The organism is Shewanella salipaludis, from assembly GCF_012911865.1.
Classification (GTDB): Bacteria; Pseudomonadota; Gammaproteobacteria; order Enterobacterales; family Shewanellaceae; genus Shewanella; species Shewanella salipaludis.
This window is the reverse complement of sequence record NZ_JAAXYH010000018.1, coordinates 1-16,430: the sequence shown is the minus strand read 5'-3', so window position 1 is coordinate 16,430 and position 16,430 is coordinate 1. Positions and strand designations below refer to the sequence as shown.

Genomic DNA, 16,430 nt, shown 5'->3' with positions numbered 1-16,430 from the left:
AGAACACCAAGCAGTAATACCTAAAATCAACAGAGTACGGAGAGTTAGCCATGCACAACAATGATGATACAGGTCAGGATAAGAAGTCAGGCTTGCAGAGTGCGGAACGCCGCAACTTTATCGGTCGCACAGCCTTGTTGGGGGCCGGTGCCGTCGCCGCACCCATGACGGCGACCATGTTCGCCACCATGGCCAAGGCCAACGCCGCCGAGGCGGCCAACAGCCCAGTGGTGCATCCGGGTGAGCTGGATGAATACTATGGTTTCTGGAGTGGCGGCCATTCGGGTGAAGTGCGCATCATGGGTGTCCCTTCGATGCGTGAACTGATGCGCATTCCCGTGTTCAACACCGACAGCGCCACCGGCTGGGGTCTGACCAACGAGAGTAAACGCATCAAGGGCGACAGTGCCCACCTGCTGACCGGCGACTCCCATCACCCCCATATGTCGATGACAGACGGCAGATACAACGGCAAGTATGTGTTCATCAACGACAAGGCCAACTCACGTGTGGCCCGTATTCGTTGCGACGTGATGAAGACGGACAAGATGATCACTGTGCCAAACGTGCAGGCCATTCACGGTCTGCGGGTGCAGAAGGTGCCTTATACCAAATATGTGATCTGTAACGGCGAGTTCGAGATCCCCATGAACAACGACGGCAAGGGCAGCCTGGAAGATGTCAGCAGCTACCGCTCACTGTTCAACGTCATAGATGCCGAGACGATGGAAGTGGCGTTTCAGGTGATGGTCGACGGTAACCTGGACAACACGGACGCGGATTACGACGGCAAGTACTTCGCCTCTACCTGCTATAACTCAGAGATGGGCATGACACTGTCCGACATGATCGCCTCGGAGCGGGATCATGTGGTGGTCTTCAGCCTGGAGCGTTGTGAAGCCGCCTTGAAGGCCGGTAAGTTCAAGACCTACAATGGCAACAAGGTGCCCGTGCTCGACGGCCGCAAGGGCTCGGAACTCACCCGCTACATTCCCGTGCCTAAGTCACCCCATGGTTTGAACACCTCGCCCAATGGCGAATATTTCGTTGCCAACGGCAAGCTGTCGCCGACGGTATCTGTGATTTCCATCAAGAAACTGGACGCGCTCTTCAACGACAAGATCCAGCCAAGAGATGCCATAGTTGCGGAACCCGAACTGGGCCTGGGCCCCTTGCATACGGCGTTCGACGACAAAGGCAACGCCTATACCACACTCTTCCTCGACAGCCAGATCGCCAAGTGGAGCGTCAAGGATGCGATCAGGGCCTACAAGGGCGAGAAGGTCAACTACCTGCGCCAGAAGCTGGATGTGCATTACCAACCGGGCCACAACCATACCTCCCAGGGTGAGACCCGTGATGCCGACGGTAAATGGTTGGTTTCATTATGTAAATTCTCAAAGGACAGATTCCTGCCCGTTGGCCCGCTGCGTCCGGAGAACGATCAACTGATCGACATCTCCGGCGATGAGATGAAACTGGTTCACGACGGTCCGACCTTCGCCGAGCCCCATGACTGCATCATGGTGCACCGCAGCAAGCTCAAGCCGCAGAAGCTCTGGACCCGTGACGATCCCATCTTCGCCGAGACGGTTGCCATGGCCGAGCAAGACGGGGTCAACCTGATGGCCGATAACAAGGTCATACGCAAGGGCAACAAGGTCACAGTCTATATGACCTCCATCGCCCCCACCTACGGCCTGTCCGAATTCAAGGTCAAGCTGGGCGACGAAGTCACTGTCGTGGTCACCAACCTGGACCAGGTGGAAGACGTGACCCATGGTTTCTGTATGACCAACCATGGGGTACAGATGGAAATTGGCCCTCAGGCCACCTCTTCCATCACCTTCATCGCCGATAAGCCGGGCGTGCAGTGGTATTACTGCAACTGGTTCTGCCACGCATTGCACATGGAAATGCGCGGCCGTATGCTGGTAGAAGCCTAAGCCGGGCCCGGGTGGCGCCCGCCGACGCAGGCGCCACCCGGACTTTTTTAGGTTTACGCCTGCGATAGCGAGCGACAAACCCTTTGACACTGAAGCACTTTTCAAGACCAAATGACTTTTGAAACCGGACGGCTAGGGGGCTACATCTGATTAATATGCTAACACTGCGCCTGCCCTGGTTACTGCTCTGCTGCCTGCCCGCACTGGCGCTGGCACAGACCCTGGAGGCGACCCCGAATGGCGGGCTGCAGGCCCTGCTCGACTCGGCGACAGACGGGGACATCATCCGCCTGGCGCCCGGCGAATATAAGGGCAACTTCGTCATTCGCCACGGCATCAGCCTCACCACAGACACACCGGGCAGTGCCGTCATCAACGCCGGCGGCCAAGATCACGCCCTGCTGCTGCTGGGCTCCAACATACGCATAGAGAACCTCAAGATCATCAACTGGGGCCATGATCTGACGGCGCAAAATGCCGGCATTTATTCCGACAAACAGGCCAGCGACATCATCATTCGCCACAACAGCCTCAGAGGCGACGGCTTCGGCATCTGGCTGCAGAAAGGCCGGCAACTCAAGGTGTTGGATAACCAGATCCGCGGCAACCCTGAGCTGAGATCCGCAGACAGGGGCAACGGCATCCAGCTGTCGGCAGTGCAGGACGCCGAGGTGGCGGGCAACGATATCGGCCAGACCCGGGATGGCATCTACATCATCTCCAGCCAGAATAACATAATACAAAACAACACCATGCATGACCTACGCTATGGCGTCCACTACATGTACTCCCACAGCAACAAGGTGATGGATAACTTCGCCTACGACATCCGCGCCGGTTACGCCTTGATGAGTTCACGCCTGCTCACTGTCACGGGCAATCGCAGCCTCAACAGCGAAGACTATGGTTTCCTGATGAACTTCATCACCTCGTCGACCATAAGTCACAACCGGATTAAGCATGTCTGGACCAAGGCCGAGCATAAGGTACTGGGGCGCGAAGGCAAGGGCCTGTTCGTCTATAACTCTGGCTATAACACCATAAGCTACAACAGCATAGATACGGCCGAAATTGGCATTCACCTGACGGCGGGTTCTGAGCATACCCAGGTTTACGGCAACAGCTTCAGCAACAATCCGGTGCAGGTGAAATACGTCTCCAATCGCGAGCAGGAATGGAGCAAGGACGGCCAGGGCAACTTCTGGAGCAACTACCTGGGCTGGGATCTCAACCGGGATGGCAAGGGGGATACCCCCTTCGAGCCCAACGACGGCATAGACAAGCTGGTCTGGCAATATCCCGAGGCCAAGGTGTTGCTCGACAGCCCGGCCATCTTGATCCTCCGCTGGATCCAGCGCCAATTTCCGCTGCTCAAGCCGGCCGGCATCAAGGACAGCTTCCCTCTCATGCAGGCGCCCAACCCAATATCCGCCCCGACTCGGGTCGAGGCACTCACAGCGGGGCATAACTAATACCATGAGCTCAGTCATAGTCTCACTCAACAACACGGGTAAGCAGTACCAGCATACCCGGGTCTTGCACAATATCGACCTCCAGCTGCAAGCCGGCGAAGTCCTGGGTCTGTTCGGCCACAATGGTGCCGGCAAGACCACCCTGATGAAGATCATTCTCGGAGTCATCAAGGCCAGCGAAGGCCAGGCGAAGGTGTTTGGCGTCGACCCCTTATCCAAACAGGCCTGGCAGGGACGCAGGCAAATAGGCTATTTACCGGAAAATGTCAGCTTCTACGACCAGCTCACGGGCAAGCAAGTGCTGACCTACTTCGCCCGCCTCAAGGCCGTCGAGGTGGCCAGTGTCGGCGAGCTGCTGGACAAGGTTGGGCTACGCCAGGCCATGGACCGCCCGGTCAAGACCTACTCCAAGGGCATGCGTCAACGTCTGGGGCTGGCGCAGGCATTCCTCGGCGATCCCAAATTGCTGCTGCTGGATGAGCCTACCGTGGGGCTGGATCCCACAGCAACCCAGGAATTTTATCAGAGCGTGGATCAACTCAAGGGGGATGGCGCCAGCATCATACTCTGCTCCCACGTGCTGCCCGGGGTCGAACAACACATAGACAGGGCGATGATCTTATCCGGGGGCAGGTCGCTTGCCATGGGCACCCTGGCCCAGTTACGCCGGGACGCCAACTTGCCCGTCTCCATTCGCACCCAGGGGCTCAATGGCGCCCTGCAGGCGAATGCCAACCTCAGCCAATTGTTGGTGGCCCAGGGACACCTGCAGGTCAGTGAACAAGACAAGCTGGCGGTGGTAAAACAACTGCTCGACTATCCGGAACTCAGGGATCTCCAGCTGGAGCCGGCCGATCTGGGCCGGCTCTACCAACATTATCTTGGCACGGCAGCAGGCAACACAGCCAAGTCCGCCGGCGGCCTCAATGGCGGCCACAATGACGGCCAGAGTGCCAACATCCAATCCCAGGCGGAGGTAAAACCCCAATGAGTCCAGTGCTTGCAGTTGCCATCAAAGAATTCCAGGATGGCCTGAGAAACCGTTGGTTGGTCTCGATCACCGCCATCTTCGCCATACTCTCGATAGGATTGAGTTACTACGGCTCGGCGGCATCGGGCGAATTGGGGCTGGTATCCCTGTCATCCACCATCGCCAGCCTGTCCAGCCTGGCGGTGTTCCTCATCCCTCTGATCGCCCTGTTACTCAGCTATGACAGCTTCGTCGGCGAGCAGGAATCCGGCACCCTGTTGCTGTTGCTGACCTACCCGCTCAGCCATACCCAGCTGCTGCTCGGCAAGTTTCTCGGTCAGGGCGCCATCATCACCTTGGCAACCATACTGGGGTTCGGCTGCTCGGCATTGCTCCTGACCGGCCAGGCCGAGCTCGGCCGGCTCTTACCCGCCTTCGGCCTGTTCATTCTCACCGCGACCCTGCTGGGACTCTGTTTCACCAGCATAGCCTATGTCATCAGCCTGTCGGTTAACGAGAAATCCAAGGCCGCCGGCATCGCCCTGGTGGTCTGGTTCTTCTTCGTGCTGGTGTTCGACTTGGCCCTGTTGGCGGCGCTGGTCGGCATCAAGGAAGGCCTGGATCAACAGAGTCTGGTGCAGGTGATGATGTTCAACCCGGCCGATCTCTTCCGCCTGATCAACCTGGCGGCACTGGACACCAAAGATGTCAACGGTGTGCTGGCGGTGGCGATCAACAGCAGTTGGTCGGCAGCCTCCCTGCTGCTTATCATGTTTGCCTGGGTCCTGGCCCCACTGGCAATCGCCAGCCTCATCTTCAAACGGAAAACCCTGTGAGCCCCTGCATGAAAAAACTGTATCCACTGAAACTGTTACTCTTGACCCTCCTGACCATGCAGCTGCTTGCCTGTGGCGAGCAGAACGCAGACAGCCAGCCCCGTCAAGCCGTGGCCATGGCGCGCGCGGATGAATGCCACCTCTGCGGCATGCTCATAGGCACCTTTCCCGGGCCCAAGGGCGAGCTCTATACCAAGACCTCGGACACTGTGAAGAAGTTCTGCTCTACCCGGGATCTATTTACCTTCCTGCTGGATCCCGAATATCGGCATCAGGTGAAGGAGATCTATGTGCATGACATGAGCAAATCTCCCTGGGAAGCGCCGCTGGACAGCCATTTCATCGATGCCCGCAGCGCCTGGTATGTCATAGGTTCGAGCAAAACCGGCGCCATGGGCAAGACCCTGGCCAGCTTCGGCGACGAGGCAGGCGCACAAGCCTTTGCCAAGGCCCATGGCGGTACGCTTTATCGGTTCGAACAGATCCCCCTGGCGCTGCTCTAACCGAACCGGCGCACTCAGGGGCTAACTCATGGGCTAACTCAGGCGACGGCGATACTGCTCCGGCGGGCACTGGGCATATTTCTTGAACATGCTGATATAGGGGGAAGTCTGGTTATAGCCCAGGCTCAGGGCGATCTGTTTGATCGACGCCCCCTGGCGCAATAACTGCAGCGAATAGATGAACTTATGCCGCTGGCGCAGCTCGGTAAAGCTCATGCCCAGCAGCTGTCGACAGCGGCGGGCCAGGGTGCGCTCTGTGGTATGCAACTCCAGCGCCCAGCGACCGAAACTCCTGTTGTCGGTCGGCGCGGCCTCCAGCGCCGCCAATATGGGTTGCAGCAACTTGTCTGTGCTGCTCGGCAGAAATGCCCGGGACACACTGGCGCCGGCCAGCTGATCCAGCAGCACCCTCACCAGATTCTTATCCTCAGGCGTTTGCGGCACAGTCACCCCCCGCTGCCGCAGATCCGCTATGATGGCATGCATTATGGGCGACACCGTCAGCAGGCAGGTCTCGACCGGCATAGACCTGGCCAGTTCCGGCACTATGTTCATGGAGTAGTAGTTGATGCTGCGGCGCATGAAGCTCTCGTGCACCACCCCGGCGGGGACCCACAGGGCATATTGGGACGGCGACAGATAACGCTTGCCCTCGACATCCAGCTCCAGAACACCGCCACTGACCAACTGCAGCTGCCCCCAGGCATGGCTATGCATGGGCACTGTGGTATTGGGGCTGAATAACCTGTGACTGAAAAAGACGTCGGCCTCAGGGGCCTGCGAACCCGGCGTTGGCCGGTAGATGTTTGCCATAACGGGGCTCCAGGGCAAGGTCGGCATTCACAGCGGCAGCGGATTGAGGCCTTTGACGCGGCCATTAATGTCCGACCTCAGACTGACACTGTCCGCTAACAGATATTTATATCATATAAGACCTGAGATAATCTCAATCCACAAGCTTTGTTCCAGATGACCCGGGCGGGTCGACTCACTGAGGCAACCTATGTTTTACCTATTTCCCCTGATGGCCGTCGTCATCTGGGCCGGCAATACCATTATCAACAAACTCGCCGTCGGCATCATAGCCCCGGAAGCCATCTCCTTCTATCGCTGGTTCTTCGCCCTGCTGCTCCTGAGTCCCTTCATGGCGCTCAAGGTATGGCGCCGTCGCCGGGCCATAAGCCCACATCTGGCAAAACTGACCCTACTCGCCCTACTCGGCATGGTGCTCAACCAGAGCCTGGCCTATTTCGCCGCGACCACCACCACTGCGACCAACATGGCCTTGATCATCTCCCTGGTGCCGCTGTTCAGCCTGTTACTGGCCGTCCCCCTGCTGGGGCAGCGCCTGTCTAAGCTGGCCCTCCTGGGGACCGGCTGCGCGCTCGCCGGTCTGGTGTTCATGCTGAGCCAGGGCCACCCGGCGACACTCACCCATGGCGTCACCCAGGGCGATCTCCTCTTGCTGCTGGCCGCACTGATCTACGCCCTCTATGGGGTGCTGTTGAAACGCTGGCCGCTGCCATTGAGCACCTGGGAGTCAGTGTACGTCCAGATAGGCATAGCCGTGCTGTTATTGAGCCCACTGCTGTGGAGTGCCAGCAGCATAGGCATAGACACTGAGTCATTGCCGCTGATCGCCTTCGCCGCCATCGGCGCCTCCATCCTGGCGCCTTGGGCCTGGATGAAAGCCATCGCGGCCCTGGGCACGGCCCGCACTTCGATATTTGTCAATCTGATGCCGCTGCTCACCGCCTTGCTGGCCCATCTGGGCCTGGGGGAACGCCTCAGCCATTACCATTACCTGGGCGGCACCCTGGTGCTGGTGGGGGTCATGCTGGCCCAGCGCCAGGGGGCCGCCAAGCCACCCAAGCCCATCGCCACCCAGGCATAGAATCCCCGTACAGGCTCACTGTGATTGCCGGGCGGCTAAGGCCAGAGATCACAGCCCCAGCCAGAAGGCGCCACTGTGGGTCAGCCATAAATCACTCAGAGGAAAGTTACTCAGAGGCAAGTTGCTCAGAGGCAAGTTGCTCAGAGGCAAGTTGCTCAGAGGCAAGTTGCTCGGCAACAAGTAGAGCGCAGGCAACCCCAGGAGCAAGCCCATCAGCCTGTCGAAACGGCAGCGCCTCCCCGGGTGAGACAAGTGGGCCGACAGCCCCAGCCCCAGAGGGTAGAATTGGGTGACTATTTCTGGTTGGTGACGCCGCCCAACCGGCCCGTGACGCCCAAGCTGAAGCATTTCAGCCTATGGCTCAAGACCCTGGCTCTGAGCTGATGTTTAGCAGGTTTGATTTAGGTGAGCCAGGGCGTGGAGAAATTTCACAATATATTCAGCGACTCATTTCATGTGAATCGATAATGCGTCAGCCGGTGGCTGGATTGCTGCCTTATACCAAGCCGACAGATATTCGAACGACTGGCTGTTATCTATGATATTCATATGATTCGCGTCGCTCACTATGTGCACCTCAGTGTCTGCCTCCGAGGCATCGAATAGCGGTTTGAATTGCTCCGGATAAAAGCTTTCATCCTTCTCCCCCACGAGCACCAGCGTGGGAACCGCAATGCTTGCAATATCTTCGAGGTAGTCATTGGGCGAGAAATTCACCATCATACGGTACGAATAACCCGGGAGCTGCAAAGCGTCGTTCCAAGCCTCGGGGCGATTGAAACTGAGCACATCCAGATGATTAAAGCCGCTGATGCCGACTTTATTCAGCATGGAAAGCCCGATTATGCGCTTCAGCGCCACAGTGACCCAACCGCCACTATCGGGTTTGACGCTGGGCGCATCGTGGCCAAGATAGGGTGAGAACAGCAGCAAGGCACTGGGTTGCTTGCCTAAACCACTGCCGACATACCTTAATGCCAAGCCTCCACCGGACGAATGCCCTCCCAGCACTATTTTGCTGCCTGCATATTTTGTCTGCAGATGAGTAAGCACATCTTCTATGTCGTGCTCCAGCTGGCCAATATAGTCGATATCGCCGCGCCGTCCCGCGTTGCGCCCATGCCCCCTGAGATCCGGGGTCACAACCCTGAATAACCCGGCACTCGCCAGAGATGAGGCTATGCGACTCAGGTATCTGCTTTCTGCACCCGAGCCATGCAGCAAGACCAGGGTCGCACTCGCCTTGGATTCATAGACCCTGGTAAACAGTTGGCTGCCATCCCTCAACGCGATCCATTGCTCTTGCCCAACCCCCACCCGTTCGGCACTCTTGCTCAAGGAGGCGTAATTGAAATTTTCCACATCCGTCTTTTTCTGTATTGGCCAGTAAATGAGCAGCAAACAGATGAGCAGATAGATAACCGGCGCACAAATTAACAGGGCGGTTAGCTTGGTTATCACTGTCATTTAACCCCCTGGGCAGACGCTGGCGGGCAAGTCACGCCTTGAGACAAATCGACACCCATGGCATTGGCATCCCGACCGGCAAGGTCAATCACACGCTTGCAGACATTTGCTGCAGCTTATTAACAGTATTGAGGTTTCTGCCTGTGGCTTTAACCCCAAGGCAGGACTCCAGGTTGGCGACCAGCTTGGATCTGCCTATGCCGTTGGGGGCGTGCAGATAAAAGACTCTGTCTATGAGGCGGTATTCTTCCGTGTCCGCGACCAACCGCTCCAGCCTTTCCTGATTGAGCCTTGGCGACTCGTTACAAAAATAGCAGTGCAGGGTTTTCCCCTCCGCCGCGACGAAGGGATTATTGGCCACACAGGCATCAAACTCGGCTTTCTCGAGTGCCATCATCTCTGGCCTGAATCCGAATCTGGCTTCCAGCGCCGCGACGACCTCGGCCCCGGGCGGATTGTTTCCCTTGAGGATGAGGTTGCCACTCTGGATATAAGACTTAACGCCCTCAAACCCCAGAGCCTCGAGCAGGGACACCAACTCCTTCATTGGCAGCACATTTTTACCACCGACATTGATGGCTCTGAATAACACTATATAGGTCTTCATCATATCCTCAGACTAGAGTGGCGTACCGGATTAAGCCCCGAATACCCACGAGGCATCTTGCCGCCGGCCGCATCAAGATGGGCGGATGCGGCCCAGGGCGAACCATGGCCATGGTTCAAGGGTTTTACTTTAACTTGACCATTTTTCCAGTCAAAGCCACGCCGCTAACGAAAGTCCCGGCACCACATTGAAATGTGTCATTACTGGAGGTCAAATTCCCTTTGTAATTGGACTTGATATCGACAACGGCGTTGGCCCCCTCCTTCAGCGCCCTTTCCTTCAGCGTAATCATCGCGGAGAGGAAAACCCACTGACAGGCTTCGAGATCAGATTTATTGAAGGCGTTGGTTTTCTTATTCGTTTTAAATTCACCAAAATCTTGAACCGTTTCGCCGTATTTCTGATCACCAAAATAAAATGCAACCTCATCCCCAAGTTTAATTTTGGCCTGCTCAACACTCAGCGCATCCTGGATTGAATAATCACTTATATCATTTCTGGCGTAGCAGGAAGACGACAACATAACCAAGGAGGAGGCTAGCAAGGCTGCATATTTTTTCATGAGATATAATTCCGTTATATAAAATTGTGATTAGTGCATACATGCGGCGCTGAGCCCAGGAGCCATCGCCGCCCTATTGACACTAAGCCGTGACCGAGCGGACGACCTCAGCTAACAGGTCGAGTTCCATGTTTTATCCCCATGACTATAAAGACTTTTTATTTTTTGTACAATTGCTGGGTATGCCAAATGACGTGCAACACCCGACGGCCACCAGACGCATAGGGTCTACACGAAGGAAAATACTGCTGCCACGCCATCTGAGCCCAGGCTTAGCATTGGAACCCATCTCTGCCGTTGGCTTGTCAACACCGGGAGATAAATACATAATCCTTTAACAATCAAGAATAAACTCACATCAGCCTTCGGATTAGCCATGCCAAATACGGATATTGCCACCACACCCGCCAGCGACTACTTGAAACAGGGCAGCCTGGTCATGCTGCTGAGCGTGGTGCTCGGCTTTGCGGCCGATTATCTGTTTAACCTGACACTGAGCAAGGCGTTGCCGCCCCATGAATATGGCGATTACAAGGTGGCCTTCGCCTTCGCGGCGCTCACGGGCGTGCTGGTGCTGCTCGGGGGGGACAGGGTCGCACCGCGAGTCCTGGCGGCGCCTTTGGCACGGGGAGATAACCGCAGCGTCTGGGAGTTTTTGCGTTTCTATTTGTGGATAGCGGCGGGACTTTCCCTGCTGGTCATTTTCTGTACCTGCATCGCCAGCTTGCTGCATCTAGGCTCGACCGATCTCCGGGATCACCATCCCCTGCTCCTGATGTCGTTCGCCATTCCGCTGATTGCCGTAGGCGCACTCCTGAGCCGGATACTGCAAGCGGCCAAACTCCTGATGTCATCCAACCTGCCCTGGCGAATTGCCTTGCCGCTGCTGAAGGTCAGCTTGCTGTTGATGCTGATGACGGCCCTGACCCAGGTTGAACTCTGGCAAGTCATCGCCAGCGGCGCCGCTTCGGTTGGCATCATCATCGCCTGGCAATGGTATGAAATCCGCCGCCGGGGGCTGCTGACGGTGGCGCGCTGCCCCGAGGCATTTCCCGGCCCACAGATATTGAAATTGTCTGTTCCCATGATGCTGGCCATGCTCATCACCCTGGGGCTGAACCAGCTGGATCTCTTCATGCTTGAGGCCCTGGGAGACGAGCATGAGGTCGGCTATTTCGCCGCCGCCGCGACCACGGCCCATATGCTGCCCGTGGCACAAGTCACCATTGCCGGTCTGTTTCTGCCCCTCATAGGCCCGGCGCTTGAGCAAGGCCGGCAGAGTGCCAAGGCGCTATTCTGGCAGGGACAGAGGCTCATAGTGCTGACAGTGCTCGCGCTCAGCCTCTTCCTCGGTATGGCGGGCGGCGGGTTACTCTCCTTGTTTGGCAGCGGCTTTCTGCAGGCGGAGCAGGCGCTGCATTACCTCACCCTGGCCTATGGCCTGTGGGCCCTGGTCGCTTTCGCCTCCACCTGGCTACAGTATGCGGGCAAAGGCAGCTTGGTGGTGCTGGTCGGCTGTGTCACCCTGGTCATAGACGCAGGCTGCAACCTCTTGCTCATCCCCCTGTATGGCATAGACGGCGCGGCGCTCGCGACCCTGATCGCCATGACGCTGGCGGCCATCATGATAGCCGCGGGCTACTACAGGCATTCGGCCCAGAACAGCTAGCCGCGCTTAAATCCACTTTCAGCCACTCACTGTCGTTCGGGCATCCCGGTCCCCCTCCCTGCCCGCACCACTCTCCTCGAGAGTGGCCGGTTGCCCATGTCATATTTTTGCTGTTTAGATTTCATCCAATTGCCGCAAACCTGTCATTTTCCCTTCCTACACTGGCCCGCGTTCGAGTAAATACTCGTCGATTTACCGCATGATATTCAATAAATTCCAATAACATAAAAGGGTTTTACCATGATGAACAAACTTCTGCTGGCGGCGGCCCTGTCCTCTGCCCTGCTCTGTGGCGAGGCCAGTGCCTTCAGTCAGATCACCCACAAACGCATAGTGATAGATGCAGTCAACTACATGAAGGCCCATCCCCAGAGCACCAACTTCGCCAAGCTGCAGGCCATGGCCAACGCCGCCGGCATCAGTGTCGATGAGCTGGGCGAACGCCTGGGCCAGGGTGCCTACGATGTGGACGACTTCGAAGATACCTTCATCTGTGGTGCCGTATCCGGGGACTGTGTGCAGGCTCCCCTCTGGGGCTCTGCCGAGAGCATAGTCAAATACACTTCCTATTGGCACTTCCAGAACCATACCCAGGGTCCGGATGCCCATGGCAATGACTTTGGCGGTTACGACTACGACAAGCTAACCGTCTGGGGCACGGTGGATAGCATGGCAGCCACCTGGCTCAAGGGCGATCATCTGGATGACGGTGCCGGCGGTCAAACGGGTTGGTTCGGTGCCGAAGACAGCGAATACAACAGCTATGGCATCACGGAAGCCCACTATCGCCAGGGCAGCAGTTCCAACTACGCCATGTACAAAGATTTCGAGAAGATCCCCTTCCAGCCCATAGATAACCTGGGCCAGTATTGGTACCACCAATTCTGGCAGCAGCCAACGGTGCAATCCCTGGGGTTCGTCTTCCATACCACAGATCTGTTGCAGCCCCATCATGTGTGGACCACCTCGGATCTCAACCACTCGAGCTGGGAATCCTGGGTACGCGACTACTATGACGGCGAACAGCTCAACGACAGTGAGCTGGTCACAGCGGCGCTGGCAGACTTCTCTCCTCTGGATCCCCAGAGTCCGGAGATCCGCCCCTTGCTGACCCAAGGCGGTGACTTCGCCTATGCCAACGGCGGTCAGGTGCTTTACAGCGAAGACCATGCCGAGCGCCGCACCGTCGGCAGGCTGGTGATCCCCCATGCCATCGCCATGGTAGTGCTGCTGCTCAACCACGCCACCAACAGGTTCTGATATGAGAGCAGTCTTGTTGATAGCGCTGCTGTTACTCCTGGTCCCGGGGCAATCCCGGGCCGATGAGATGACAGCCGAACCTTGGCTGAGCCGGGGATTGGAAGCTCGCCTCTATGCCCTGGCCAATGCCGAGACGCCCATGACCCTTGCCGCCTTCGAGCAGGAAATGCGGGAGCAGTGGCGACTGGCGCGGCATCACGACCAAGCCATGGGGGTTAATCTCTGGCAGCAGAGCAGCACTGGCTTCGATCCCGCTTACCTGAAACGCGCCAGCCTGTCACGCACCCTGGAGCAGCTATTCCCCACTAAAGCCGACAGCCGCTGGCTCGCCGGCAGCCGTGAGGCACTACATTTGAATATACCTGATGCCGCAGAGCTCAAGGCCCTGATCGGCGACGCCAACCCCCTGGGCTATGAGCTGACCCCAAGTCAGCAGGAGAGACTGGGCAAACGCATGCTGGTGCAGTTTCCCGGCGAGGGCCCCTTGAACCTGAGGCAAGTATTCGAGGAACAATCAGTGCAAGGCAGGCTGCGGCTGCTGCAGGCGGATGGCAAGTTTCTGCAACAGCTGCTCGAGCGCAGGGTATTCCAATATCAGCAGCGTCACTGGTTGCTGGAAACCGCGGCGCTCTCCGAGCGGGAGCTGACCACCCTGGGCTTCCTGGTCCGCGCCAGGCAACTCTACCCCAAGATCCTCGGCTACTATGGCGTCGCCGCCGAGCAGCATGGGGAGAATCCCCGCCTGACGGCGCTGGCGGCCGCGGTAACAGACAAGGAGATAAGCGACTTTTACCGCCAACAGCCGCAGTTATTCCGCCGTCTGGAACAAGCGGGGGCCGACTACTGGCGTTTCGATACCCAAGCGGCGGCCATAGAAGTGCGGCGCCAGCTGGCAAATGCGGACCCGGCCGCCCCGAGTGCCACGGGCCGGATAAGCCTGGCCGGAGCCCAAGCACAAGAGGGGAACAGCCGGGACTGGTTGACGAGCCTCGCCGCCGCCCTGCCCGCCGAGCGGCTGAGCCAAGCCATCCGCAGCCCAGAGGGGCAATGGCTGCTGCTGCGCACCCGAGCCAAGGCGTTCGGCCTGTATCCTGAACATAGCGAAACGGTCGCCTTCATCGCCAGGCGTAAACTCGCGGCCCTCAAGGCCAAGGCTCAATGGCAGGCGCTGCGCCAATCCTTGGGATTGGCCAGGTCCGATGCCGCCACCCCTGATAGCGTAAGGCCTGATAGCGCCAGGCCTCATATCGAAAAGCCTTATACCATGGAGAAGAGCACGGCTGCGATCGCAGCGCAAACTGCGGGCATGAGCAACTCGAGCAGAGGCGGAATAAACGGACCCGAAACAGGCAGGCACGGCAAATGAAGACAGGCCAGACGAAGCCTGCGCCCGGGGGGCACATTTGGCTGCGCCGCTTCGGCGGTCGCATAGGGCTCGTCGTCGGCTTTATGGCTAGCGGCTATCTCATCTTGAGCCAGACGCCGGAGGCTGCCACTGCATCCCTGGCCGTACAGAATCGGCTGCAACAGCCGCCCAGGCAGGCCATGCCTGGCGCCGCTCGCGGCGGCAGGCCACAGCTACAGCCGCGGCCTGATGGACAGCTCCCGGTGGAGGAAGAGCTTGTTGAAGCAGAGAAGGACGTTGCAGCAGCTGAGGCGGAACCACTGGCCCCAGATGCGCTAGCCAGCCTCAAGGCTTCTCTCTATGCCGGCGATCCCAGGGCGCCAACCCTAGGCGCCGGCACTCTGGCGCCCATGCCGACCCGGGAGCAACTGGCCACTCCTGAGGCCTACCAAAGCTTCATCGCCGACCAGCGCCAGGGACTGCTGCGCCGCTTCGCCCATGCAGTGCCTGCCAAGGTCAAACAGCTGGAAGAGGCCATCGCCAGGGCGGAAGCCGCGGGCATGGACCCTGCCGAAATAGCCTTTGCCCGTGACAAGATAGCCCGCCTGCAGGCCATGCAGCGCCAGGTGACCACAGAGGCTGATACCTTGCTGTTGAGCCATCCTGAGCTTGAGCCGGCGCCTTAGGGCAGCTGTCTCAGCGGCCCAGCCTTAGCGACAGTTGCCGCTCAAGCTTGCTTAATAAATTGAAGAAAGTCGGTTATGGATACTTTACACCTGTCATTCATTAATTCTTGGCACTGACGGCAAACAGGACAAGGTATTCTGGTTGTCATGCTCAAGAAAAATCAGCAGACTTGGGTATTTTCTCCGGTGTCACCAGATAACGGCGCTGCCCTAAACTGCCCGCCCTGCTGGCGAACACTGAACACTTCTACCGGAAAGCGCTGCCCAGGCTGCTGGTCGAATTGCCCGGTTTCAGGCAAGAAAAAGCCCCAAGGAAATGGGGCTGATTGCCAATTAGAGCTGCCTAATAATAGGCCACGAGATGTAGGTTGATAATGGCATATAAAAAAATAAAAAAATGAAAAAATATGAACACTTCTTTATCCTCTTACTTACATCTTCCGTGTGAAAATCTATATCTCTAAACAGACCTTTCTTACTGACATAAATCTCAAAGGTAATACCTAACATAACTGCAAAACCAATGACCAAGTAAATAATGTTTGAGTTTTCAAACTTTAAATACTTTAGTAACAGAACTAGCCAAGGAGTAAGAGTAAACATGATAAACACGCCTACTTGAGCGACAGCAAGACTACAAGCACGATCGTCTGACGCACCACGCCGTCTTGCGTACGCCCACCCACCAATTAACAAGTCGTCAAATAAAAATGTCTTCATAAATCAATCACCGGTACTCCAAAAGTAGTAGTATGAGGCCAAAGTAGTATGAGGCCAGCCATATTAAAACAACAACATAATGCACTTTCAGTGAGTGCTCAAGCCTGGGGAAGTGGTTTAGCCCAGAAACAGTCGACTCAACAGGATACAAACGGGGAAGATTGACACCACAGGGCTAATTTATTCAAAAACAGTGATTTTTGGCATCGGTCACTGAACCCATTTCCTAAGATGGGGTCTTGAAAGGTATCGCTTGAAAAATGAAGTTAACATCAGCCCGCGTTGAGGTGCCGACAACAGGCGGAGAAATGCCGTCGTCGCTTCTCTAAATGTTCACAATAGCTGCTGAGTTCTTGCAGAGTCCCAACGGGACCATGGAACAGCTTGCCAAATTCAGTGGTGAGCCTTAGCCAGTTTTCTTGCGGGATATTCAATCTTGTTAGCAACTTAGCGCTGTTTTCACCGATAGCGCCACGCTTGTCATCTCGGATAA

The 16,430-nt window shown here is 57.1% G+C and carries 15 protein-coding genes and 1 pseudogene; 10 read left to right on the top strand and 6 right to left on the bottom strand.

Annotation, left to right across the window (positions count from 1 at the left end; genetic code table 11):
• Positions 1–50 precede the first annotated feature (50 nt).
• The 5 genes from nosZ to HC757_RS17150 all read left to right on the top strand — a co-directional run bounded on the left by nosZ (position 51) and on the right by HC757_RS17150 (position 5,727).
• Complete coding sequence (gene nosZ, locus HC757_RS17170; RefSeq protein WP_169565620.1) at positions 51–1,946, top strand: TAT-dependent nitrous-oxide reductase; 1,896 nt, start codon at positions 51–53, stop codon at positions 1,944–1,946.
• Positions 1,947–2,101: 155 nt separating this feature from the next.
• Positions 2,102–3,418: a nitrous oxide reductase family maturation protein NosD gene (locus tag HC757_RS17165; protein ID WP_169565619.1), complete on the top strand. Its 1,317-nt coding sequence runs from the start codon at positions 2,102–2,104 to the stop codon at positions 3,416–3,418.
• 4 nt (positions 3,419–3,422) lie between these two features.
• Complete coding sequence (locus HC757_RS17160) at positions 3,423–4,409, top strand: ABC transporter ATP-binding protein (protein WP_169565618.1); 987 nt, start codon at positions 3,423–3,425, stop codon at positions 4,407–4,409.
• The gene (locus HC757_RS17155; protein ID WP_169565617.1) at positions 4,406–5,224 is read left to right on the top strand and encodes an ABC transporter permease; all 819 of its coding nucleotides are present in this window, start codon (positions 4,406–4,408) and stop codon (positions 5,222–5,224) included. Before HC757_RS17160 ends, HC757_RS17155 begins: the two co-directional genes overlap by 4 nt.
• 8 nt (positions 5,225–5,232) lie before the next feature.
• Positions 5,233–5,727, top strand: a complete 495-nt coding sequence (locus HC757_RS17150) for a nitrous oxide reductase accessory protein NosL (RefSeq protein ID WP_169565616.1) — start codon at positions 5,233–5,235, stop codon at positions 5,725–5,727.
• Positions 5,728–5,760: 33 nt separating this feature from the next.
• On the opposite strand, the gene HC757_RS17145 is transcribed toward HC757_RS17150, so the two are convergent.
• Positions 5,761–6,540, bottom strand: coding sequence for an AraC family transcriptional regulator (locus HC757_RS17145; RefSeq protein ID WP_169565615.1), 780 nt, complete (start codon positions 6,538–6,540; stop codon positions 5,761–5,763).
• Positions 6,541–6,730: 190 nt separating this feature from the next.
• Here HC757_RS17145 and HC757_RS17140 point away from each other — a divergent pair, with 190 nt between their 5' ends.
• Positions 6,731–7,621 (top strand): DMT family transporter, encoded by an 891-nt coding sequence (locus HC757_RS17140; RefSeq protein WP_169565614.1) that lies wholly within the window; start codon positions 6,731–6,733, stop codon positions 7,619–7,621.
• 48 nt (positions 7,622–7,669) lie between these two features.
• On the opposite strand, the gene HC757_RS17135 is transcribed toward HC757_RS17140, so the two are convergent.
• From HC757_RS17135 to HC757_RS17120, 4 genes are all read right to left on the bottom strand, one after another.
• Entirely contained in the window at positions 7,670–7,969 is a 300-nt protein-coding gene (locus tag HC757_RS17135; protein WP_169565613.1) for a hypothetical protein, read from the bottom strand.
• 99 nt (positions 7,970–8,068) lie between these two features.
• Positions 8,069–9,088 (bottom strand): alpha/beta hydrolase, encoded by a 1,020-nt coding sequence (locus HC757_RS17130; RefSeq protein WP_169565612.1) that lies wholly within the window; start codon positions 9,086–9,088, stop codon positions 8,069–8,071.
• A gap of 88 nt (positions 9,089–9,176) precedes the next feature.
• A complete protein-coding gene (locus HC757_RS17125; RefSeq protein WP_244623588.1) occupies positions 9,177–9,698 on the bottom strand; it encodes a DUF1697 domain-containing protein in 522 nt (173 codons plus the stop codon).
• 121 nt (positions 9,699–9,819) lie between these two features.
• A complete protein-coding gene (locus tag HC757_RS17120; protein WP_169565611.1) occupies positions 9,820–10,257 on the bottom strand; it encodes an excinuclease in 438 nt (145 codons plus the stop codon).
• A 376-nt stretch (positions 10,258–10,633) separates the two neighbouring features.
• Between HC757_RS17120 and HC757_RS17115 the strand changes: the two genes are divergently transcribed.
• From HC757_RS17115 to HC757_RS17100, 4 genes are all read left to right on the top strand, one after another.
• Positions 10,634–11,926 carry an oligosaccharide flippase family protein gene (locus tag HC757_RS17115; protein WP_169565610.1) on the top strand — a complete coding sequence of 431 codons (1,293 nt, stop codon included), beginning with the start codon at positions 10,634–10,636 and terminating at the stop codon, positions 11,924–11,926.
• A 243-nt stretch (positions 11,927–12,169) separates the two neighbouring features.
• Complete coding sequence (locus tag HC757_RS17110; protein WP_169565658.1) at positions 12,170–13,186, top strand: phospholipase C/P1 nuclease family protein; 1,017 nt, start codon at positions 12,170–12,172, stop codon at positions 13,184–13,186.
• A 1-nt stretch (position 13,187) separates the two neighbouring features.
• Positions 13,188–14,552, top strand: a complete 1,365-nt coding sequence (locus HC757_RS17105) for a peptidylprolyl isomerase (RefSeq protein WP_169565609.1) — start codon at positions 13,188–13,190, stop codon at positions 14,550–14,552.
• Positions 14,549–15,217 carry a hypothetical protein gene (locus HC757_RS17100; protein WP_169565608.1) on the top strand — a complete coding sequence of 223 codons (669 nt, stop codon included), beginning with the start codon at positions 14,549–14,551 and terminating at the stop codon, positions 15,215–15,217. The genes HC757_RS17105 and HC757_RS17100 overlap by 4 nt, the downstream gene beginning before the upstream one ends.
• 992 nt (positions 15,218–16,209) lie before the next feature.
• Here the strand turns inward: HC757_RS17100 and HC757_RS17095 are convergent.
• Positions 16,210–16,430 (bottom strand): annotated as a pseudogene (locus HC757_RS17095) (transposase); the annotation flags it as partial.

Excerpts from the sequence above, each read along its gene's own strand:
- nosZ (WP_169565620.1), top strand. The coding sequence starts at position 51 with ATGCACAACAATGATGATACAGGTCAGGATAAGAAGTCAGGCTTGCAG.
- HC757_RS17165 (WP_169565619.1), top strand. The coding sequence starts at position 2,102 with ATGCTAACACTGCGCCTGCCCTGGTTACTGCTCTGCTGCCTGCCCGCA.
- HC757_RS17160 (WP_169565618.1), top strand. The coding sequence starts at position 3,423 with ATGAGCTCAGTCATAGTCTCACTCAACAACACGGGTAAGCAGTACCAG.
- HC757_RS17155 (WP_169565617.1), top strand. The coding sequence starts at position 4,406 with ATGAGTCCAGTGCTTGCAGTTGCCATCAAAGAATTCCAGGATGGCCTG.
- HC757_RS17150 (WP_169565616.1), top strand. The coding sequence starts at position 5,233 with ATGAAAAAACTGTATCCACTGAAACTGTTACTCTTGACCCTCCTGACC.
- HC757_RS17145 (WP_169565615.1), bottom strand. The coding sequence starts at position 6,540 with ATGGCAAACATCTACCGGCCAACGCCGGGTTCGCAGGCCCCTGAGGCC.
- HC757_RS17140 (WP_169565614.1), top strand. The coding sequence starts at position 6,731 with ATGTTTTACCTATTTCCCCTGATGGCCGTCGTCATCTGGGCCGGCAAT.
- HC757_RS17135 (WP_169565613.1), bottom strand. The coding sequence starts at position 7,969 with ATGCTTCAGCTTGGGCGTCACGGGCCGGTTGGGCGGCGTCACCAACCA.
- HC757_RS17130 (WP_169565612.1), bottom strand. The coding sequence starts at position 9,088 with ATGACAGTGATAACCAAGCTAACCGCCCTGTTAATTTGTGCGCCGGTT.
- HC757_RS17125 (WP_244623588.1), bottom strand. The coding sequence starts at position 9,698 with ATGATGAAGACCTATATAGTGTTATTCAGAGCCATCAATGTCGGTGGT.
- HC757_RS17120 (WP_169565611.1), bottom strand. The coding sequence starts at position 10,257 with ATGAAAAAATATGCAGCCTTGCTAGCCTCCTCCTTGGTTATGTTGTCG.
- HC757_RS17115 (WP_169565610.1), top strand. The coding sequence starts at position 10,634 with ATGCCAAATACGGATATTGCCACCACACCCGCCAGCGACTACTTGAAA.
- HC757_RS17110 (WP_169565658.1), top strand. The coding sequence starts at position 12,170 with ATGAACAAACTTCTGCTGGCGGCGGCCCTGTCCTCTGCCCTGCTCTGT.
- HC757_RS17105 (WP_169565609.1), top strand. The coding sequence starts at position 13,188 with ATGAGAGCAGTCTTGTTGATAGCGCTGCTGTTACTCCTGGTCCCGGGG.
- HC757_RS17100 (WP_169565608.1), top strand. The coding sequence starts at position 14,549 with ATGAAGACAGGCCAGACGAAGCCTGCGCCCGGGGGGCACATTTGGCTG.